Here is a 17,348-nt window from a genome sequence, read left to right on the forward strand (position 1 = left end):
AGGTTTTTTTGAAAAGATCCGACCAGACTGTGTTGTCCCGCCTTTTCATTCCAGGTTCATCTAGAAATTCACATTGGTATGCAACCCGAATACGGCTTCATTACCAATCCGGTGCGTCGGACAGGATGGATCTCCCGTGCCGCCCGAGGGGTTCAGGACATATTGGAAATCGGGCTGCACGACCATCCATGGTGTGATCTGGGCCTGATAGGTCAGTTCAAAATGATTTTCGTTTCCCTGCACCAGGGCACCGCGCGCGCGATCATAGGCACGCACGCCTGATGTGACGCGACCGATACCCCAGCCCAGACCAAGTGTATCATTCGTCCTGCCTGAAAAGGGCGCCTTCAGGTTAAGGCCGGCATCAATGGCGAAGCTTATGATATTGCGATCACCACTATTACCCGTCGCCCGGACAAACAGGCCAAGTGCGCGTGATGCATCAGGCGACGGACGCCAGATCAACTGGTCGATTATCCCGTAAATCAGCCAGTTTCCCCGATCCCAGCGGGGTGTACCACCATCCGCGCCAAGAGACAGTCCCTGTGTGTTATATCGATAATCCGGAAATCGTGCCGTATCATAATAGCCTCCAAGTTTATAAACGCCTGACAGGCCCGGATGACTGGCCGCGCGTCCACTGTCGCCAGATTGAGGATTGAAGGCATACTGAATTTCGGTAATCAGTAGCGCGCCGGTTCCCATATTGAACTGCGTGCCACTTCCATCCCTTATGGTCTGGCTGGTGGGGTCCGCCGGGTTTCCGGTCACGCCAAAGACACTGCTATCCTGATTACCCGACGGATTGTCATCCGCCGCCGCGAACATGAATGTGTATTTTTCACCGGGTCGGTAGCGCAACCGGATTGCGGGAGCTGCAAGCGGCCATGAAGGACCGCCAGCATAAAGGTTGACCGAAGGACCCATTGGCCATCCGAAATTGGCGTTGAGGTACAGGGACGCGTAATCGCTGATCAGGAATTCCGTATCGAGATCCTGCTGGCCGATCTTGACGTCCAGCGCGCCCCTGAGAAAGGACTGCTGGTACCAAAGTTCAAACAGGCGGGTGGAGCGATCCGCCTCAAATCCGCTGATGGGGTTGAAATTGCCCAGATGGTCCTGAGTGACGGCACGTCCCCGGATCTGCAGGGCACTGATGTTGATTGTCGCGCCTTTAAGCCCGATCATCCTTTCCAGATCCGCCATCAGGGTCGGCATGGTAATGCCGATATAGGAAGGGCCCGTGCCCGATCCCCTGCCATCGCCATTGGTACTGCCGATCCCGCCCGTGGCGTTACCCCATAACTCGTTGACGTCCTGAATGCTCAGCGTCAGGCCGTAGCGGGCCAGCCATGGACGCAGTCCCCCCATATTCCCCAGCAGGCTCCCACCGGCAGACGGCGTATCTTGGCTGTGGCTGGTCGTGATTGCGCCTGCTTGCCAGGAATCACGCACGGTCGCCGGGTCAATCTGGGCCAAGAAAGGTGTACTGGCGCCCAGATGGGCCTGCCCACCCGCAATGGCGGTCTGGGCCTGCCCCGCAACGGAGATGAAACCGCCGATGCCCCAGAAGAAAATTCCCTCACATACACGCCGGAACAATCGGGTAACGCAAACCGCCGGAATCCTGCGTGATGTCAGTTCGCACGGTCGCAAATGTTTCTCATATTATCGTAAAAAAGGTCGTAATCCAGACAGATATCATATACCCGGTCTTCTTTCCACAACATGATGTTTTTGTTAAAGACACAATGTGAATAAAAGAGAATTGTGATATTATATCGTTCTCGTAATTTAATTTATTATTTTTAAAAAATATGCCTGAAGGTCATAAAAAGGTGTCTATTCTGCTTTGGCGATGGACGAAAACACATAGCGGAAAATAAATTATCGCGGCTGCCGCTTCTATGGAAAACAATTCAGACTTTTCACTTTGGCTGCCTGCACAAAATGATCGCCGGCATGCGTGGTAATACTGAGTACCATGCTGCCTGCTACAAGGATTGGCGGCCCTACCATTGCTCATAACGGCTGATCTCTTGCTAGCAGCGTCTCCCCCGTGACCTTATTTTCCGTGTTCAGGTTCACGTCATGTCTGCGTGTTACAAGAACAGCGAGCATCGGCATGATGGCATGGCCAGGGTCAGGTGCCAGGAGGCCGGACAAATATTATGAGATCGATAGTGAATTACGGATTGGCAATCCTGATGATAGTCAGCATATCCGGCTGTGTGGCGCGCGCCGAAACAGAAACAGAAACAAACGGTATTTGCGAGACAGTGGAACAGGGTATCCGGCTGCATGTCGACGGCACGTATGGCGGATATCCCCATTCCGTCCTGCGTGATGCGGTGCTGGAGAGCGTAGCCTGTCCTTCGGGGGATGCAGAACTACGCGCTTTCCATACCATTGCGATACCGCCGCCCCATATGCGTATTGCCGTCATGCGCCCCATCGGGCAGGGCCAGCAGGGATCGCTGTCCATCATGCTGTTTTCACAAGGGCATTTCGTTATCGGCGAACGGATGTCCCTCTCTCCTTTCTCACGCACCCAGTCTCCTTTTTCGGTAAAGGCAGACATCAACCTTGCAACAGCACGCCTATGGGGCGATCTGGCGAACCGGATCGCACAGGGGAAGCGTGCCATTCCATAATGGGGAAACACGCTCAGTCCATCACATTTGCGATCCGGTTTACCGAAAATGGCCGTAGCTTGCACATATTCTGCGATGTCATTAGGTCACGGGCGCCACACAGTTATCTGGATACAGGTTCCTTGCTCGCTGCCGGTGTCGTCGTGGGTTTACCATCTCCGTTCTTTTTTTACAGTCTGAACACCAACTGGCCGCAGGTATCGGCAAGGCGGCCAATCGTTCAGGTTCGCGTCATGTTTGAGTGATATGATCGTTCGGATGAAATACAAATCTGGCCTTTCCCCAGCACGTTATGACGCACCAACAATCATTTTCCACTGGGGATGCACGGCCATTATCATGTTGCAGTTCGCAACCGCGAATTTATGGGGCCTGTTCCGGAACCCGCTACACCATCAACTGGTGGTGACCCACCTGACGGCAGGCATGGTACTGAGCGTTCTGTTTCCCGCACGCCTGCTATGGCGACTAGGCTGGGGGCGGCAGATCCGCGCCGCCGATCGCTGGCTTGATGCCATGCTGGCGCGCTACGTGGAATACAGCCTGTATGGGCTAGTCCTGCTGGAAATCCTCCTTGGGTATCTGTGGCGATGGGGCAATGGGCAGGCCATGAGTTTCCTGTCCATCCAGATCATGCCGCCCTTTGGCAGGTTTCCGACATCGACAGTCGGCATTCTGCACTGGCTGCACCAGTGGAATGGCTGGCTGATCATCGTGCTTGCCACGGGTCATGCGCTGGCCGCGTGTTTTCATTACTTCATTCTCCGGGACAATGTTTTTCAGAGAATGCTGCTGACAGGGAATGTATCCGATGAATATGGAAAGTAAAATACCGCTGCGCCCCAAAGAAATCCACGCGACCTCCCGTCTGGGCTGGCTGCGGGCCGCTGTTCTGGGGGCGAATGATGGTATCCTGTCAACATCCAGCCTGATCATCGGCGTTGCCAGCGCCCATGCGACACAGGGGAGCATCCTGCTGGCTGGAATTTCCAGTCTGGCTGCCGGGGCCATGTCCATGGCCGCGGGGGAATATGTGTCCGTTAGCTCGCAGGCGGATTCTGAGAAGGCTGACCTCGCCCGCGAAAAAAAGGAGCTTGGCAGTAGCTGGGACGCTGAAGTGAGCGAACTGGCCGGGATATACCGTCAGCGTGGCCTGGATGATATTCTGTCACGCAAGGTTGCCCTTCAGCTCATGAAGCATGATGCACTGGGGGCGCACGCCCGCGATGAACTCGGCATTTCGGACGCGACAGCGGCGCGTCCGGTACAGGCCGCCTTTGCATCGGCTAGCGCATTCTCTTCCGGTGCCATACTGCCCGTGCTGGCAGCCCTGCTGTCGCCAGCCAGCGTGGTCTCGTGGAGTGTATCCGCTGTATCCCTGATTGGTCTGGCGGTATTGGGAGTCGTGGGTGCGCGTGCAGGTGGGGCCTCACCATGGCGTCCGGCAATGCGGGTCATATTCTGGGGCATCGTAGCGATGGCCGTGACGGCTGCCATCGGCCGGATATTCGGGGTACAGACATAATGTATTAAATATTTCTGTATATTGAATGAATGGAATGATATCGTGAATGTACTTCTTGTAATTGTGCTATCAAAGGCAGTCGTTTCAGTGCTCTGCATGCGACTTGCATTTCATTTATATCGTGACAAAAACAATATAATATTACATAGAAATAGGTCTGTGGGATTATGCTATCCCGGCAATAGATAGTGGGCATCAACTTCCTTGAAGACTTTCCCAAGGCGGCTATGGGAACCCCGCTTCTCCTGCGGGACGCGAATTATATGCGCAGTGATCTCTATTCCGTTGTCGCTGCGATCATTAATGGCCGACTACGATGTCGGACCGAAAGGCATTTGCCTACACGCCATGGTCATCCTGCTTGCGTACCTATCTCATCCAGGATGGCCGAACCGGGCATGCATGCAAGATCATCCTATACCGCCAGGGAGTCACGCACTCATGACATAACCGCTACCCCTGACGGTGTGGATCAGAGGTTGGCCATCCTGCCCCAGTTTCTCCCGCAGACGACAAATATGCGTTTCGACGATGTTCGTACGAACCGGGAAATCCATATGCCAGACATCCTTCAGCAACATTTGCCGGGAAAGCACCGTGCCTGCATTCCTCATGAAATATTCCAGAAGTTTTAGTTCCTGAGGCTGCAGAAGAACCTTTTCGCCATTCCGTGTCACTGCAAGCGTCAGCAGATTGAGTTCAACGTCAGCCACATTCATTATTGTTGTATGCTGGAAGGAAGATGATCGACGAAGCAGTACCTGCACGCGCGCGACCAACTCGCGTAATGCAAATGGCTTGATCATGTAATCATCCGCACCATGCCGCAGACCGGCGACACGGCTTGGTACGCCATCCATCGTCGTCAGGAACAGGACTGGCGTCATGATGGCATAAGAGCGCATGCGCATGAGAATTGTCAGTCCATCCAGACCAGGCAGCATGCGATCCAGAATGACGATATCCCACGTTTGCGACAGGGCATGCTGCGATCCATCGGTCCCGTTAGCGACACAAACCACGTCAATTCCGCTTTCCTCCAGTCCCTGCCGCACGTAATCCGTAGTTGCGTGGTCATCTTCAACCAAAAGCAGGCGGGGGCGTGTTACCAGCGTCATGAAGCAGGCCAATCAACAAATTTAATGTCCCGCCCAGCGAGACTGAGTTCTTGATCAGGTTATCAGAATCATTGTTACATGACACCATCCATGACGATGGATAGACAATTATTGGCATTTTTTAATGTATCGACCATGTCTCCAAATTGAATACAGAATAAATAATATCAATATTTCATGTGATACATATCATAAATGTGGATGTATATGTATTATATTTTATACGGTATTAAAACAAATACTACGTACGCGCAGGCATATAAAAAATAAAAGACGGTAATTTCTCTCCGGACAGGACAAGGCAAAGGGGTTAACGCGGAAAGACCATTGGGGGTAAAGTCAGGCTACAGGGCTGGAGCCTATGCCAACCGGACCTGTCATGATCGGGGACGGGTGGATCTTGTCCGGTCATCCATATCCTGAGAGGATGTCGCTACATGATAAATATGTCCAATGATGTCGTGGAATAGGATATCCCGACGCCGAAATGTGGAGACACGACGTATCATCGCCACGACGTCGTTTCGTATCGTCACGTTGTTCGCCGGTCTTTTTATATTGGGCGGCATGGTCATGACTATAACGTCAGGCCTTTACAGCCAGTCAACCATGCGCCAGCAGATCCGCCGGGAAGTGGAGAACGAGAGCCATGAGACATTTGCAGATGCTGGTGTTGCGGATGTCCGTCATCTCCTGCCAGTTGTGCAAGGACTGATCGAACATGAACCCGGTTTCCATTATTTGCTTCAGGACCCCGGACAGGTCATTGTCGCAGGCAACATGCTGCATCTGCGACCAGTGCCGGGCGAACGCTGGCTGGCATGGTCCCATCGCCTGCCGAAAGAAATCAACCAGGATATCGTTTATGGAATAGGTTATCGCCTTGATGACGGCGGCTATTACTTCGTGGGCATGGATGCCTCGCCCCTGACGCATCTCCAACGCGCATTATGGACAACGATCCTGTGGGGCATTGCAGGATTTGGTCTGATAGGGGTAGCAGGCGGCCTTTTCCTGAGCAACCTGATCCTGAAATGGATCGAGACGATAAGCAGGACGGCACGGAGCATCATGCAGGGCGATATGTCTCGCCGCATCCCGCTACGTGGCACGGATGATGAGCTTGATCATCTCTCGGAGAGCCTCAATGCGATGCTCGACCAGAATGAATACCTGATTGCAAGTCTGAAACAGGTCTCCAATGACATCGCGCACGACATGCGCCGCCCGCTGGCGCGTATGCGCCAGAATCTTGAGCGCGCCATTGGGGCACATGGACCTTCCGATACCATGCATGAGCAGGTCGAGTGTGCAATCGAGGATCTGGATGCCGCATTGGAAATATTTTCCTCGCTGCTCAAGCTGGCGCAACTTGAGTCCGGGGCATGGAACAACGAAATGGAACCCCTCGATCCCGCACGACTTCTGGAATCAGTTCTAGAACCGTATCGCTCCGTTATCGAAGACAATGGACAGCGCCTGGAAACCGAAATCATTCCCGCCTGCCCTACCGTCACCGGTCATCCAGTCCTTTTACGGCAGGCGTTCTCCAACCTGATCGAGAATGCCGTACGCCATACGCCCGACCAGACCACCATCACAGCGACCATAATGCTTTCGGACAAGACCATCACGATAGAAATAGCCGATAATGGTCCAGGCATTCCGGACGAAGCCATGCTTCGGGTATTCGACCGCTTTGTCCGTCTTGATACAAGCCGTACGCATGACGGTAACGGGCTAGGGCTTACCATGGTGAAAGCCGTAGTACAACTGCACCGGGGCACGATCGTCTTGTCTCACAACAACCCTGGCGTAAGGTGTATCGTTAAATTACCCATAGAGCTCTAGCCTTCACGGCCTCATAGACAGCAGACCTCCTGGCTCGTTAGAGATGTGCAAATACGACTGAAGATTGGGGCATTGTAAGCTGACATCCCCGTGAGCTTTCGCCAGAAATAATGATGCCGCGCGCCCATGCGATGTGGCCGCCTGCAACGGTCCCGGCGAGCAGGGATCCAAATCGGGATTCATACAAACCATGCTGCTCTGGTCCCTGATTCTGGTTGCATCAGCCGCGGCATTTGGCCTGAGCGCCGTGTCGGGAGGCGGTGCCGGGCTGCTCCTAATGCCCCTGCTGGGGCTGGTGCTGCCTGGCACTCAGGTGCCAGCCGCCCTGTCGATCGGGACAGTTGCCAGTTCGGCGACGCGCATCATCTCGTTCCGGCAGGCGATCCGGTGGGACATCGTCCGGCATTTTGCGCCCACCGCGTTGCCCTTCGCCGCCCTGGGCGCATGGGCATTGAGCCGTATGGAGCCAGCCTATCTGTCGCTGCTTCTTGGCGTATTCCTGATGGGGAATCTTCCCCTTCTCTTTCGCAAGCCTGCACCCCAGGTCACTGTGAAAACGCCCCACGCTATCGAACTGCACGTGCTGGGTGCTACCGCCGGCTTCATTTCCGGTTTTACCGGAGCGGTCGGCCTGGTGTTCAATGGGTTTTATTATCGACTTGGTCTGCGGAAGGAAGAAATCGTCGCAACCCGCGCGGCCAACGAAATCATGCTGCATGTGCTCAAGATCGCTCTCTACGCTGAGTTCGGCCTGTTGAATACCCGGGCCAGCATTGCGGGTATCGCTGTTGCTGCGGCGGCGGTTCTGTCATCAATAATCATGAAGTACCTGTTGCCGCACCTGCATGATCGCTTGTTTCACCATATTGGTCATGCCGCCATGGTCGTGGCGGGTGTCATGATGGTGATCTCCGCCAGTAGTCAGTTAGCGCGGCAGGCAAATGTCACGGTGCATTTCGCCCACGTAGCCCATGAAGCCGCAGCGTCCGTGTCATGGCGACAACACACTTTCGCGGTCGAATGGGAAAATGGTGATGAACGCGAGTTGAGCCCCCGAGTGCTTTCCAGACTGGCTTCATCCCCTATGATAACAACCCATTGATTTAAGTGCGGGAATCTGATTCAGGCTCTGTGAGGAGACTGGAGATGAGCGACCTGTTTTGGCTGCCGGACGAACAAATGGAGCGTCTGCGGCCCTTTTTCTTTAAGAGCCATGGTAGAGCCTGCGTTGATGACCGCCGAATGCTGAGCGGCATCATTTTTGTCAATCGGAACGGCTTGCGCTGGCGCGGTGCGCCCCGGGAATACGGTCCACATAAGACGCTCTAAAACCGTTGGAAGCGCTGGGGCGCCATGGGGATCTGCGCCCGGATGATGGACGGTCTGGCTGCCGGAAAGGCAGAGCCCCAGACCATCATGACTGATGCGACGTATCTCCAGGCACACCGCACGGCTTCGAGCGTGCGGCTAAAAAAGGGGATCCAGGTCGCTTGATCGGCCGCACCAGAGGGGCATAAACACGAAGCTGCATGCGATCACCGACCAGAGTGGGCGACCGCTGAGCTTTTTCATGACTGCGGGACAGATAAGCGATTATACCGATGCCGCTGCCCTGCTGGATAGTCTTCCTGAAGCACAATGGATGCCGGGAGATCGCGGGGATGACGCCGACTGGTTCAGGGACGCCCTGGAAGCAAAAGGTATAAAAGCCCTGCATTTCAGGACAGAAATCTCGCGGAAAACCGGTCAGATACGACAAGAGAAAATATAAACGCCGCAATCGCATCGAGATCATATTCGGAAGGCTCAAGGGCTGGCGGCGGGTTGCAACCCGCTACAACAGATGCCCGACCGTCTTCTTCTCAGCCATCTGTCTCACCGCAACCGTCATGTTCTGGCTATGTGTCCCGAGCCTAGAAGCCGTCCGTACTTTGGTAAAAATCTTTCAACACCGTAATAATAATAACGTCCGCTATCATTATATTACCCGCAACAAAATGAACTTTGCACCTGAAGATTATATGAATCTTACTTCACACGAGATTCACTATGACTACAGTGACATTTTTTTCATCGACGGCTTCAAATGTTCTATCAACTGTTTGAGGGAGGCATCATGCCAGGATGGAAAAGTGAGCAAACACATTATCCTGAACCACTAGTGAGATCCAGTAAGCTCATTCCATCGGAAAATGCCATAAATGCATCAACGGCCTGTACTATGAGATGGCGAAACTGACAAGCATTGCCCAGTATACACTGGTTATTGCCAGATGGGTGACAGGCGCCAGGGGATTCTTTTTCAGTTTCCATGAGCCGCATAATATGACCGACGTTGATGTTTCTGGCAGACACAGCCAGACGGATGCCACCAGTACCTCCCCGGGTACCTTGTACGATCCCGGCATGACACAGGTGTTGTACAACTTTCACAAGATGATTGTGCGAAATGCCCTGCAACTCAGTGATGTTCCTGACGGTAACACGCGAATCAGGATTACACGCCAAGTGGATCAACACACGGAAAGCGTAGTCGGTACGCAGCGAAAGAGGCATCAACCCCACCACCCATAGGCACGTGTTGACTGATTTTCCCAAGCAGCCTCTCAGAATATTGCCAACGGGCTGCTGTACCAGGCAACCGTGACGCAGGGCATTCGTGACATAGGGGAGTAGAGTACGCAAAATGGAGTTGCCTGCGCGTCTGTTCCTCTACTGTCATGAATTAGGTTACCTTCGAGTTTGGAAAGGTGACACACACACCAAATCCTCTGGCAGATCCTGTAAGTGGGGAACGTAAGCGCAGAGTAACGTCCATTTGGGTAGCGATATTACTGGCAATGGCGAGACCCAGGCCACTGCCATGATTACCGGTCCCGCCGCGCACGAATGGGCTAGTCAGCCGCTGGAATATGCCGGGTGGCAGCGCGGGGCAGTCATTGGTGATGTCGATTCCACCATCTGGTAGCACGGCCACCCGCACGGGCATATGGTGCCCTCCATGCAGCAGGGCGTTTTCAAGCAGGTTGCGCAACATGATGCCGGTCGCATCCATGTCACCATGTACGAATATGTGGTGAATCCCGTCTGGCGCGATGACAATGCCCTGCCCGTCACACGGATTATGCCCAAGATCATCGACAAGGACATGCACTACGGTCATCAGGTCGAAACGGTCGCGCCGGAAAGCGACGCCGGACGAGGCGCGGGAAAACTGCAGCAGTTTTTCCACCGTGCGGCCCAGCCTGCGGGTCCGGTCGGCAATGAGCTCCACCCGCCGGCCCGTATCCGAAGCCGCCGGCATCAGTCGGCCCAGCATCTGTACCTGCGCCAGAAGGGCTCCAAGCGGGTTACGCAGTTCATGCGCAGCGCTTGCGGCAAAGGCGCGCTCGGTAGAGAGCGCTGCCTCCAACCGCGCCAACAGCGTATTGATCGAGCGCTGGATGGAGACTAGTTCGTCAGGGAGATCAAGGGGGGAATGGGCTGAAGGTTGCCGCTGCCACGTGCGCGCATCTCGTCATGCAGCAGGTCCAGCGGGCGCAGGGCGCGCCGCACGATCAGGCGCACCAGCCACCAGATCACCGGCATGAAAAGCAGCATGGGCACGACAGAGATCAGCATCGCGCGCCGGACGGCCTCGCGCCGGTGGAAGGTCGGTTCCCCCACAAGAACGCGGTATTTCTCCGCCACGGGTGACGCGACATAAACGCGAAAATGCGGAACATTAGCAAACCCGGTCCGCCACGCGCGCTCGAATGCGTCCTGCGGGGCATTCTGGGAACGCAACACGACATGCCCGGTCACATCCACGATCTGATAGGCCAGGGTGCGTGGCCCGACTTCCGGCAGCCAGGCGATGGACGACGCCGCACCCGGATCATGCAGTCGTGTCTCCACAGCCGTCTGCAGGCGCTCGGAAACTTCCTGAAGCGAGTTGTCCAGCCGTTCCGTTACCTCGTAGCGGGTAAATCCACCTACCGCGACACTGAGGATCAGCAGCCCCAGTATCACGACCATGAGTACGCTGCTGATGATCCGGGTAGACAGGCTCCAGCTTTTCATGCGCCGTCCCTTGCATCGAGGCAGTAGCCACGGCCGCGTATGGTCCGGATGACCGTGTTGCCGACCTTGCGCCGCAGGCGGCTGATGAAAACCTCGACGGTATTGCTGTCCACGTCCCGGTCCAGCGCATACAGCGCGGTGTCAATCTGCTGGCGCGAATAGATCCGGCCCGGACTGCGCGACAGCAGTTCCATGATGCTCCATTCCCGCGCGGTCAGGTCCAGCCGCTCGCCATCACGCGATACAGACCGGTTCTCCCGGTCTATCGTAATCTCTCCCACGCGGCAGTGCGCGTGCCTGCGCGGCGATGCATACCGGCGGGCCACTGCCGCAATACGTGCCACGAGTTCATTCAGGTCATAGGGCTTGACGATATAATCATCTGCCCCTTCGGACAGACCCGCGATACGGTCACTGATCTGGTCCTCTGCCGTGGTGATGAGGATGGCGATGTCTGATGATGTCCGACGGACCTCACGCAACAGGTCGCGCCCACTTCCATCGGGCAGGCCAAGGTCGAGCAGCATGAAATCATAATCCACCGTTGCCATGGCCGCGCGCGCGTCCTCCAGCGTCGTGAACCAGTCCACGGCATGCCCGTCCAGACCCACGCGCTCCTGCACCGCCACACCCAGATCGTATTCATCCTCGACAATAAGGATACGCATCAGTCCTGATCCTTTTCCCGCATGACCCGGGCATACAGTGATGGCAGCACAAGCAGGGTCAGCAACGTGGACGTGACCAGCCCGCCGATCACCACACTGGCCAGCGGGCGCTCGACTTCCGCGCCCGCACTTTCGGAAAACGCCATGGGAAAAAAGCCAAGGCTGGCGACAAGGGCTGTGGCCATGACGGGACGGAAGCGGGATTCCGCGGCCGCAAAGGCCGCCTGTGCCACGGCCATTCCCCGTGCCCGCAGGGCTGCGATCTCACTGACCAGCACCACGCCATTCAGGATCGCCACGCCAAACAGCGCGATGAAGCCGATCCCCGCCGAAATGCTGAACGGCATGCCGCGCAGCGTCAGCGCCACGATGCCGCCGGTTGCCGCCACCGGCAGGTTGACGAACACCAGCAGCGCGGGCCGCACCGCGCCAAACGCCACCACCAGCAGCGCAAAGATCAGGCCAAGGGCAACGGGCAGCACGATCTCCAGCCGCCTTGTAGCTGATTGCAGGTTACGGAACTGCCCGTCCCACTGCATGTTATATCCTGCAGGCAGTTTTACGTCCCGCGCCACACGGGCCTGTGCTTCGGCCACGAATGATGCAAGGTCACGCCCGCGCACGTTGGCCTGCACCACCATGCGCCGGCGTACCCGGTCGCGGCTTATGCGCGGCGGCCCATCGACTTCATGCACATGCGCCACCTGTGACAGCATCGCATTCCCCTGCCCGTCCATCCGCCGGACCTGCAGCGCGCCAATGGCGGCGGCGGATGTCGCCACGCGGGGGTCAAGGCGGACCTGCGTGCCGATGATGGCGTTATCCACGATCACCGGCCGGGCGCCGATATGCCCGCCTATGGCCTCCACCGTATCGAGAATGTCCTGCACCGCCACATTGCGGCTGGCAGCCTGCGTGCGGTCAATGTCGACCACGATCAGCGGCACGGTGCCGTCCCCCGCAGCCGCCACGTCCGCTGCCCCCTTCACGCCGGACATAGCCGCCACCACCCGGTCACCCAGCTCGGCCAGCATGGCCAGGTCATCGCCAAAGATCGAGACGGCAATCTGCGTGCGCACGCCAGAGAGCAGGTCATCCATGCGCATCTGCACCGGCTGGCTCCATGAATACAGCGCATCGGGCAGTTCGCGCCGCAGGGTATCATCCATCGCGGCGACCAGCCCCGCCTGCGTGCGGGCGGTTTTCCATGTGGAGGGCGGGTTGAGGAAGATGAAGCTGTCGGTCTCGTTCACGCCCATCGGGTCGGTGGGAATGGCGGACGTGCCGGTATTGCTGACCACCGCGCGCACTTCAGGGAAGCTGCGCAGGATCTGCTCCTGCTTCGTGACCGAAGCCAGCACGGTATCAAGCGAGGCCGAGGGCAGCCGCGTGGTGGTGACCGCCAGCGCCCCTTCATCAAGCTGGGGAATGAACTCACCGCCCAGCCTCATCGCAAGCCCCGCTGAAAGGGCCAGCACCACCAGCGTACCGCCAAACAGGATGCGTGGATGGGTTTCCCCCATGTCACCATATGGGTATAGGGCCGGCGCAGGAAGGCAATCAGCCGCGTATCACCCGCAGGCCGCACGCCCCCCAGCGCAAGGGCGGCCAGAACGGGCACGCAGATGAAGCAGTACGCCAGCGACGCCAGCAGCGCCATGATGACCGTCTGCGCCATGGGGCGGAACATGTGCCCCTCGATCCCCTGCAGGGTCAGGATCGGCAGATAGACCATGATGATGACCAGTATGGCAAACCCCACCGGGCGCATGACCTGCTGCACGGAGGAGATGACCAGCGGAATGAATTCGGCGTCCGGCTCCTCCTCCCTGCGCGACAGCACATGTTCGATCACCACCAGCGAACCATCGACAATCATGCCGAAATCGATTGCGCCAAGGCTGAGCAGGTTGGCCGAGATACCGAACTGCCGCATGCCCGCCATCGCGCAGACAAGGGCAACCGGAATGACCGAGGCAATGACAAGGGCGGCCTGCCAGCTCCCGATCACCACCACCAGCACCCCCACCACCAGCACGGCGCCCATGACCAGGTTGTCACGCACGGTGGCGATGGTCTGCCCGGTCAGGGTGGCGCGGGTGTAATAGGGTTCGATCGTGACGCCTGCGGGCAAAGCCTGCCGTATGCCCGGCAGCGCACGGTTGATGGCGGCAAGCGTTGCGTTGGAACTCGCCCCGCTTTCCATCATCACCACGCCGATCACGATCTCGCCCTGCCCGTCACGCGTTACCGCCCCCAGACGGGTGCGCGCGCCCCTGGTGATGCGGCCAAGGTCACGCAGCCGCACGGCGGAGCCATCGGGGTTGGTCCGCACGGCGATATTGCCAAAATCCGCAAGGCTGCCCACCAGCCCGCGTCCGACCACGCTCTGCTGTTCGGCATGGTGCGTGATCCATCCGCCGCCGGATGCCGCGTTGCCGGCATCCACCGCACGATAGACCTCGCCTACCGAAAGGTTGCTGCCGATCAGCCGCGCGGGGTCCAGCGTCACCTCATAGGTTTCTTCCGCCCCGCCATTGACGTTGACATCCACCACACCGGGTACAAGACGCATCTGCGGCACCACGGTCCAGTTCATGATGCGGTTGAGTTCCATGAGCGAACGCCCCGCGCCACGGATCTGGAACTGCATGATTTCGCCCATGCCAGTGGCCAGCGGCCCCATGCTGACGGTAATGCCGGGCACGGATATGTTTGAACGCGCCTGCTGCATGCGCTCGTTCACGCGGGTGCGGTCCAGGTTGATGTCGGTATCATCGGCAAACTGCACATACACCACCGAGACGCCGCCGCGCGATACGGAACGCAGGTCAGTCATGCCGGGGATTCCGGTCATGCTGGTCTCGACGGGAAAGGTGATGAGTTTTTCCACTTCCTCCGTCGCAAGGCCCGGCGCCACGACCGAGACGAGAACCTGCCGGGGCGAAATATCCGGCACCGCTTCCACCGGCAGGCCCAGGACAGTCATGATGCCCGCGGCCAGCAGCAGGCCAAGACCGCCCAGCACCAGCATGCGCGCGCGGATCAGGGTGGCAAGGTAGGCATGTGCCATCAGTCTGCATCCATTCCGGCCAGACCGATGACGGAACGCAGGGCAAAACTACCATGACCCACCACCGGCTCGCCCTCTGTCAGGCCGGAACGCAGCACTGCCTGCCGCCCGTCATCCAGTGCCACATCGACCACGACCGGCCGGTAGTCCGTCGCGTTCACCCGCACGAACACGACGCTGCGCCCGTCAATCTGCTGGATGGCTTCGGACGGCACGACAAGACCCGCCACGCTGTCACGCTGAGCCAGTGCGGAATCCAGCACCATACCGGGCACCAGCGCGCCAGTGGGGTTTGACACACGGCTTATGACCCGGACCAGCCCGGTCAGGGAACTGGCCATCCCGTCCACCGTATCGATACGGGATGTAAACGGGCCGTCTGCCGTCCGCGTTACCTGCTGGCCGCCTGGTGCGATCCGCGCCGCCTGGTCCGGCGGGATGTCGGAGACAAGCCATATGCTGGACAGATCCGCGACGGTGGCCACATCCATGCTCGGGTCCACATCACCCGCCACTGACGTACCGATCACCTGCACCATGCCGTTGACAGGGGAGATCAGGGTCGAGGTTTCGTCTTCCGCGCCCTGACTGTCCTGCTCCGATGATGAATTGAACTCCTCGGCAAAACGGTGGCCCAACGTGTCCACATCCGCCTGGCGTGCACGCATGGTGGCATCCGCCTGTGCCAGCACGTCCTGCCTGCGGCGCAGTTCGGCCAATGATATGCTCTCGCCAGCCAGTGCCCTAGCCCGCTGCACCGCGCCTGCCGCATCGGTCCGGGCCGCAATGGCGGCAGCAAGCGCTGCACGCATCTGAACCGCCTGCAGGCGCGCAACATGCAGGGAATGATCCTGATAGCGCACCAGCGCCTGCCCCCGCTGCACGGATGCTCCGGGCTGTACCATTACTGCCAGCACCTTGCCACTGCCGGCGGGATGGATATGCACGACCCGCGTCGTATCGGGCATGACCCGGCTCATGACCGGCAGCATGGGTGCCACGCGACCCGGCGTGGCCGTGACGATGGTTACCCCTTCATTGGCAACCGCCGCCCCGTCCAGCTTCACGATCGGGGGCAGCGCCCCCTCCCCGGCATGGGCAGGCAGGGCGGGCAGGCCGAGAAGAAACAGGATGGAGGCAATCCGCTTCATGGCACAACACCTGTTGCAATCAGCATGCGGATGCTGGCGACATGCCATTCCACCTCAGCCCGGGCACTGGCCAGTCGGGTATTGGCGGCCGCCTGCCGGGCGGCAAGCGCCGTATCCACACCGGCTTCGCCTACCCGCCAGGCCCGTTCCTGCGCCTGGGCCCGCTTTTCCATATTCTCTGCGGCACTGCGGGTAGCCTGTCGTGCCGTGGTGGCCGCGATCAGGCGTTCACGCACGCGCATCATTTCCAGATGCACCATGCGCCGCGCCTGCGTTTCCTGGCTGGTGGCCGTGGCCAGGCGGTTGCGGGCTTCGGACATGATGGGCGTGTTACGGACCTCGCTGGGCAGGGGGATGCTGAAATTCACGCCCACACGATCATCCCACGGGCTGCCGTACTGCTTTTCATGAATGGCGTCCACGCCGATTTCCGGGTTGGGCATGAACGAACGGCGCGCCAGTTTCATGTTCGCTTCGGCGGCTTCCACATTGCGGTGCGCGACCTTTATGCGGGGATCGTTGTCTTCCATGTCGCGCGGGCTGACAAAACGGGCCTGCGTCACGTCGCCGCCACCATAACGGCTCAGGTCAGGCACAACCGGGCGCCCCAGCAGCACCTCCAGGGCCGTAGTCGCGTTCTGCGCTTCCTCCTGTGCCAGGGCCAGTTCATCGCGCGCGTTCTCCATCGCCGCCTGCGCCACCTGCCCGTCGGTCGCGGCCAGTTCGCCCCCCTGCACCGCGCGCGTGGCGCTGGCGGCCATGCGCGCGGTCGCATCATACAGGGTGCGGGCCACATCCACCCGGCTGCGGGCGATCAGGGCGGCGGCGCCTGCATCAAGCACCCGGATGGACAGTGCCATGTGTTCGACATTGAGCTGTTCATCAATCGACGCGGCTTCCGCGCTGGCGACCTGTTTCGTGGCGCTGCCCTGCCCCGGCAGCCACAGCGGCACCGACACGCCGCCCTGATAGGTTGTATAGCCTTCGTTACTGCCCAGCATGTGGTCATCCATGTATTCACCCGACAGGGTCGGGCCGCCGGCAAACCATGACCCGGCAGCGCTGGCGCGGGCGCGGGCGGAATGATGGCCGACCTGAAGTTCGGTGCGGACGGGATCGATCGCCCAGGCCATGCCGACGGCTTCATGGAAGGATGGGCCAGGGCGGGCGTCCTGGGCCAGGGCCATCCATGGCAGGGCACAGGCCATGGCGATCGACACGATGGGGGGGATGGCGCGGTTCATGC

11 protein-coding genes and 3 pseudogenes are annotated in these 17,348 nt (G+C 58.5%); 6 read left to right on the forward strand and 8 right to left on the reverse strand.

Features of this window, described 5'->3' with window-relative positions:
- Window positions 1–60: 60 nt before the first annotated feature.
- Entirely contained in the window at window positions 61–1,602 is a 1,542-nt protein-coding gene (locus tag FMA36_RS17510) for a carbohydrate porin (RefSeq protein ID WP_110096150.1), read from the reverse strand.
- A 569-nt stretch (window positions 1,603–2,171) separates the two neighbouring features.
- Between FMA36_RS17510 and FMA36_RS17515 the strand changes: the two genes are divergently transcribed.
- The 3 genes from FMA36_RS17515 (at window position 2,172) to FMA36_RS17525 (ending at window position 4,179) form a co-directional block, all read left to right on the forward strand.
- Window positions 2,172–2,654, forward strand: coding sequence for a hypothetical protein (locus FMA36_RS17515; RefSeq protein ID WP_087609004.1), 483 nt, complete (start codon window positions 2,172–2,174; stop codon window positions 2,652–2,654).
- A 258-nt stretch (window positions 2,655–2,912) separates the two neighbouring features.
- Window positions 2,913–3,482, forward strand: coding sequence for a cytochrome b (locus FMA36_RS17520; protein WP_257997690.1), 570 nt, complete (start codon window positions 2,913–2,915; stop codon window positions 3,480–3,482).
- Complete coding sequence (locus tag FMA36_RS17525) at window positions 3,472–4,179, forward strand: VIT1/CCC1 transporter family protein (RefSeq protein WP_007396730.1); 708 nt, start codon at window positions 3,472–3,474, stop codon at window positions 4,177–4,179. Before FMA36_RS17520 ends, FMA36_RS17525 begins: the two co-directional genes overlap by 11 nt.
- Window positions 4,180–4,610: 431 nt before the next feature.
- Here FMA36_RS17525 and FMA36_RS17530 read toward each other — a convergent pair whose 3' ends face one another.
- Window positions 4,611–5,297, reverse strand: coding sequence for a response regulator transcription factor (locus FMA36_RS17530; protein WP_007396728.1), 687 nt, complete (start codon window positions 5,295–5,297; stop codon window positions 4,611–4,613).
- A 453-nt stretch (window positions 5,298–5,750) separates the two neighbouring features.
- On the opposite strand from FMA36_RS17530, the gene FMA36_RS17535 reads away from it, so the two are divergent.
- The 3 genes and pseudogenes from FMA36_RS17535 to FMA36_RS17545 form a co-directional block, all read left to right on the forward strand.
- Window positions 5,751–7,148, forward strand: a complete 1,398-nt coding sequence (locus tag FMA36_RS17535) for a sensor histidine kinase (RefSeq protein WP_025440171.1) — start codon at window positions 5,751–5,753, stop codon at window positions 7,146–7,148.
- A gap of 190 nt (window positions 7,149–7,338) precedes the next feature.
- Window positions 7,339–8,250 (forward strand): sulfite exporter TauE/SafE family protein, encoded by a 912-nt coding sequence (locus FMA36_RS17540; RefSeq protein WP_010509936.1) that lies wholly within the window; start codon window positions 7,339–7,341, stop codon window positions 8,248–8,250.
- 44 nt (window positions 8,251–8,294) lie between these two features.
- A pseudogene (locus FMA36_RS17545) lies at window positions 8,295–9,049 on the forward strand (IS5 family transposase); the annotation flags it as partial.
- A gap of 244 nt (window positions 9,050–9,293) precedes the next feature.
- Here the strand turns inward: FMA36_RS17545 and FMA36_RS17550 are convergent.
- From FMA36_RS17550 to FMA36_RS17575, 6 genes and pseudogenes are all read right to left on the reverse strand, one after another.
- Window positions 9,294–9,704, reverse strand: a complete 411-nt coding sequence (locus tag FMA36_RS17550) for an RrF2 family transcriptional regulator (protein ID WP_010511654.1) — start codon at window positions 9,702–9,704, stop codon at window positions 9,294–9,296.
- 169 nt (window positions 9,705–9,873) lie between these two features.
- Window positions 9,874–11,210: pseudogene (locus tag FMA36_RS17555) on the reverse strand (sensor histidine kinase).
- Window positions 11,207–11,878 carry a response regulator transcription factor gene (locus FMA36_RS17560; protein ID WP_007396721.1) on the reverse strand — a complete coding sequence of 224 codons (672 nt, stop codon included), beginning with the start codon at window positions 11,876–11,878 and terminating at the stop codon, window positions 11,207–11,209. Before FMA36_RS17560 ends, FMA36_RS17555 begins: the two are co-directional and overlap by 4 nt.
- A pseudogene (locus FMA36_RS17565) lies at window positions 11,878–14,951 on the reverse strand (efflux RND transporter permease subunit). The gene FMA36_RS17560 and the pseudogene FMA36_RS17565 overlap by 1 nt, the downstream one beginning before the upstream one ends.
- Entirely contained in the window at window positions 14,951–16,102 is a 1,152-nt protein-coding gene (locus tag FMA36_RS17570) for an efflux RND transporter periplasmic adaptor subunit (RefSeq protein WP_019092070.1), read from the reverse strand. The pseudogene FMA36_RS17565 and the gene FMA36_RS17570 overlap by 1 nt, the downstream one beginning before the upstream one ends.
- The gene (locus FMA36_RS17575; RefSeq protein WP_019092071.1) at window positions 16,099–17,346 is read right to left on the reverse strand and encodes a TolC family protein; all 1,248 of its coding nucleotides are present in this window, start codon (window positions 17,344–17,346) and stop codon (window positions 16,099–16,101) included. Before FMA36_RS17575 ends, FMA36_RS17570 begins: the two co-directional genes overlap by 4 nt.
- Window positions 17,347–17,348: the final 2 nt, after the last annotated feature.

Source organism: Komagataeibacter xylinus, from assembly GCF_009834365.1.
GTDB lineage: Bacteria > Pseudomonadota > Alphaproteobacteria > Acetobacterales > Acetobacteraceae > Komagataeibacter > Komagataeibacter xylinus_D.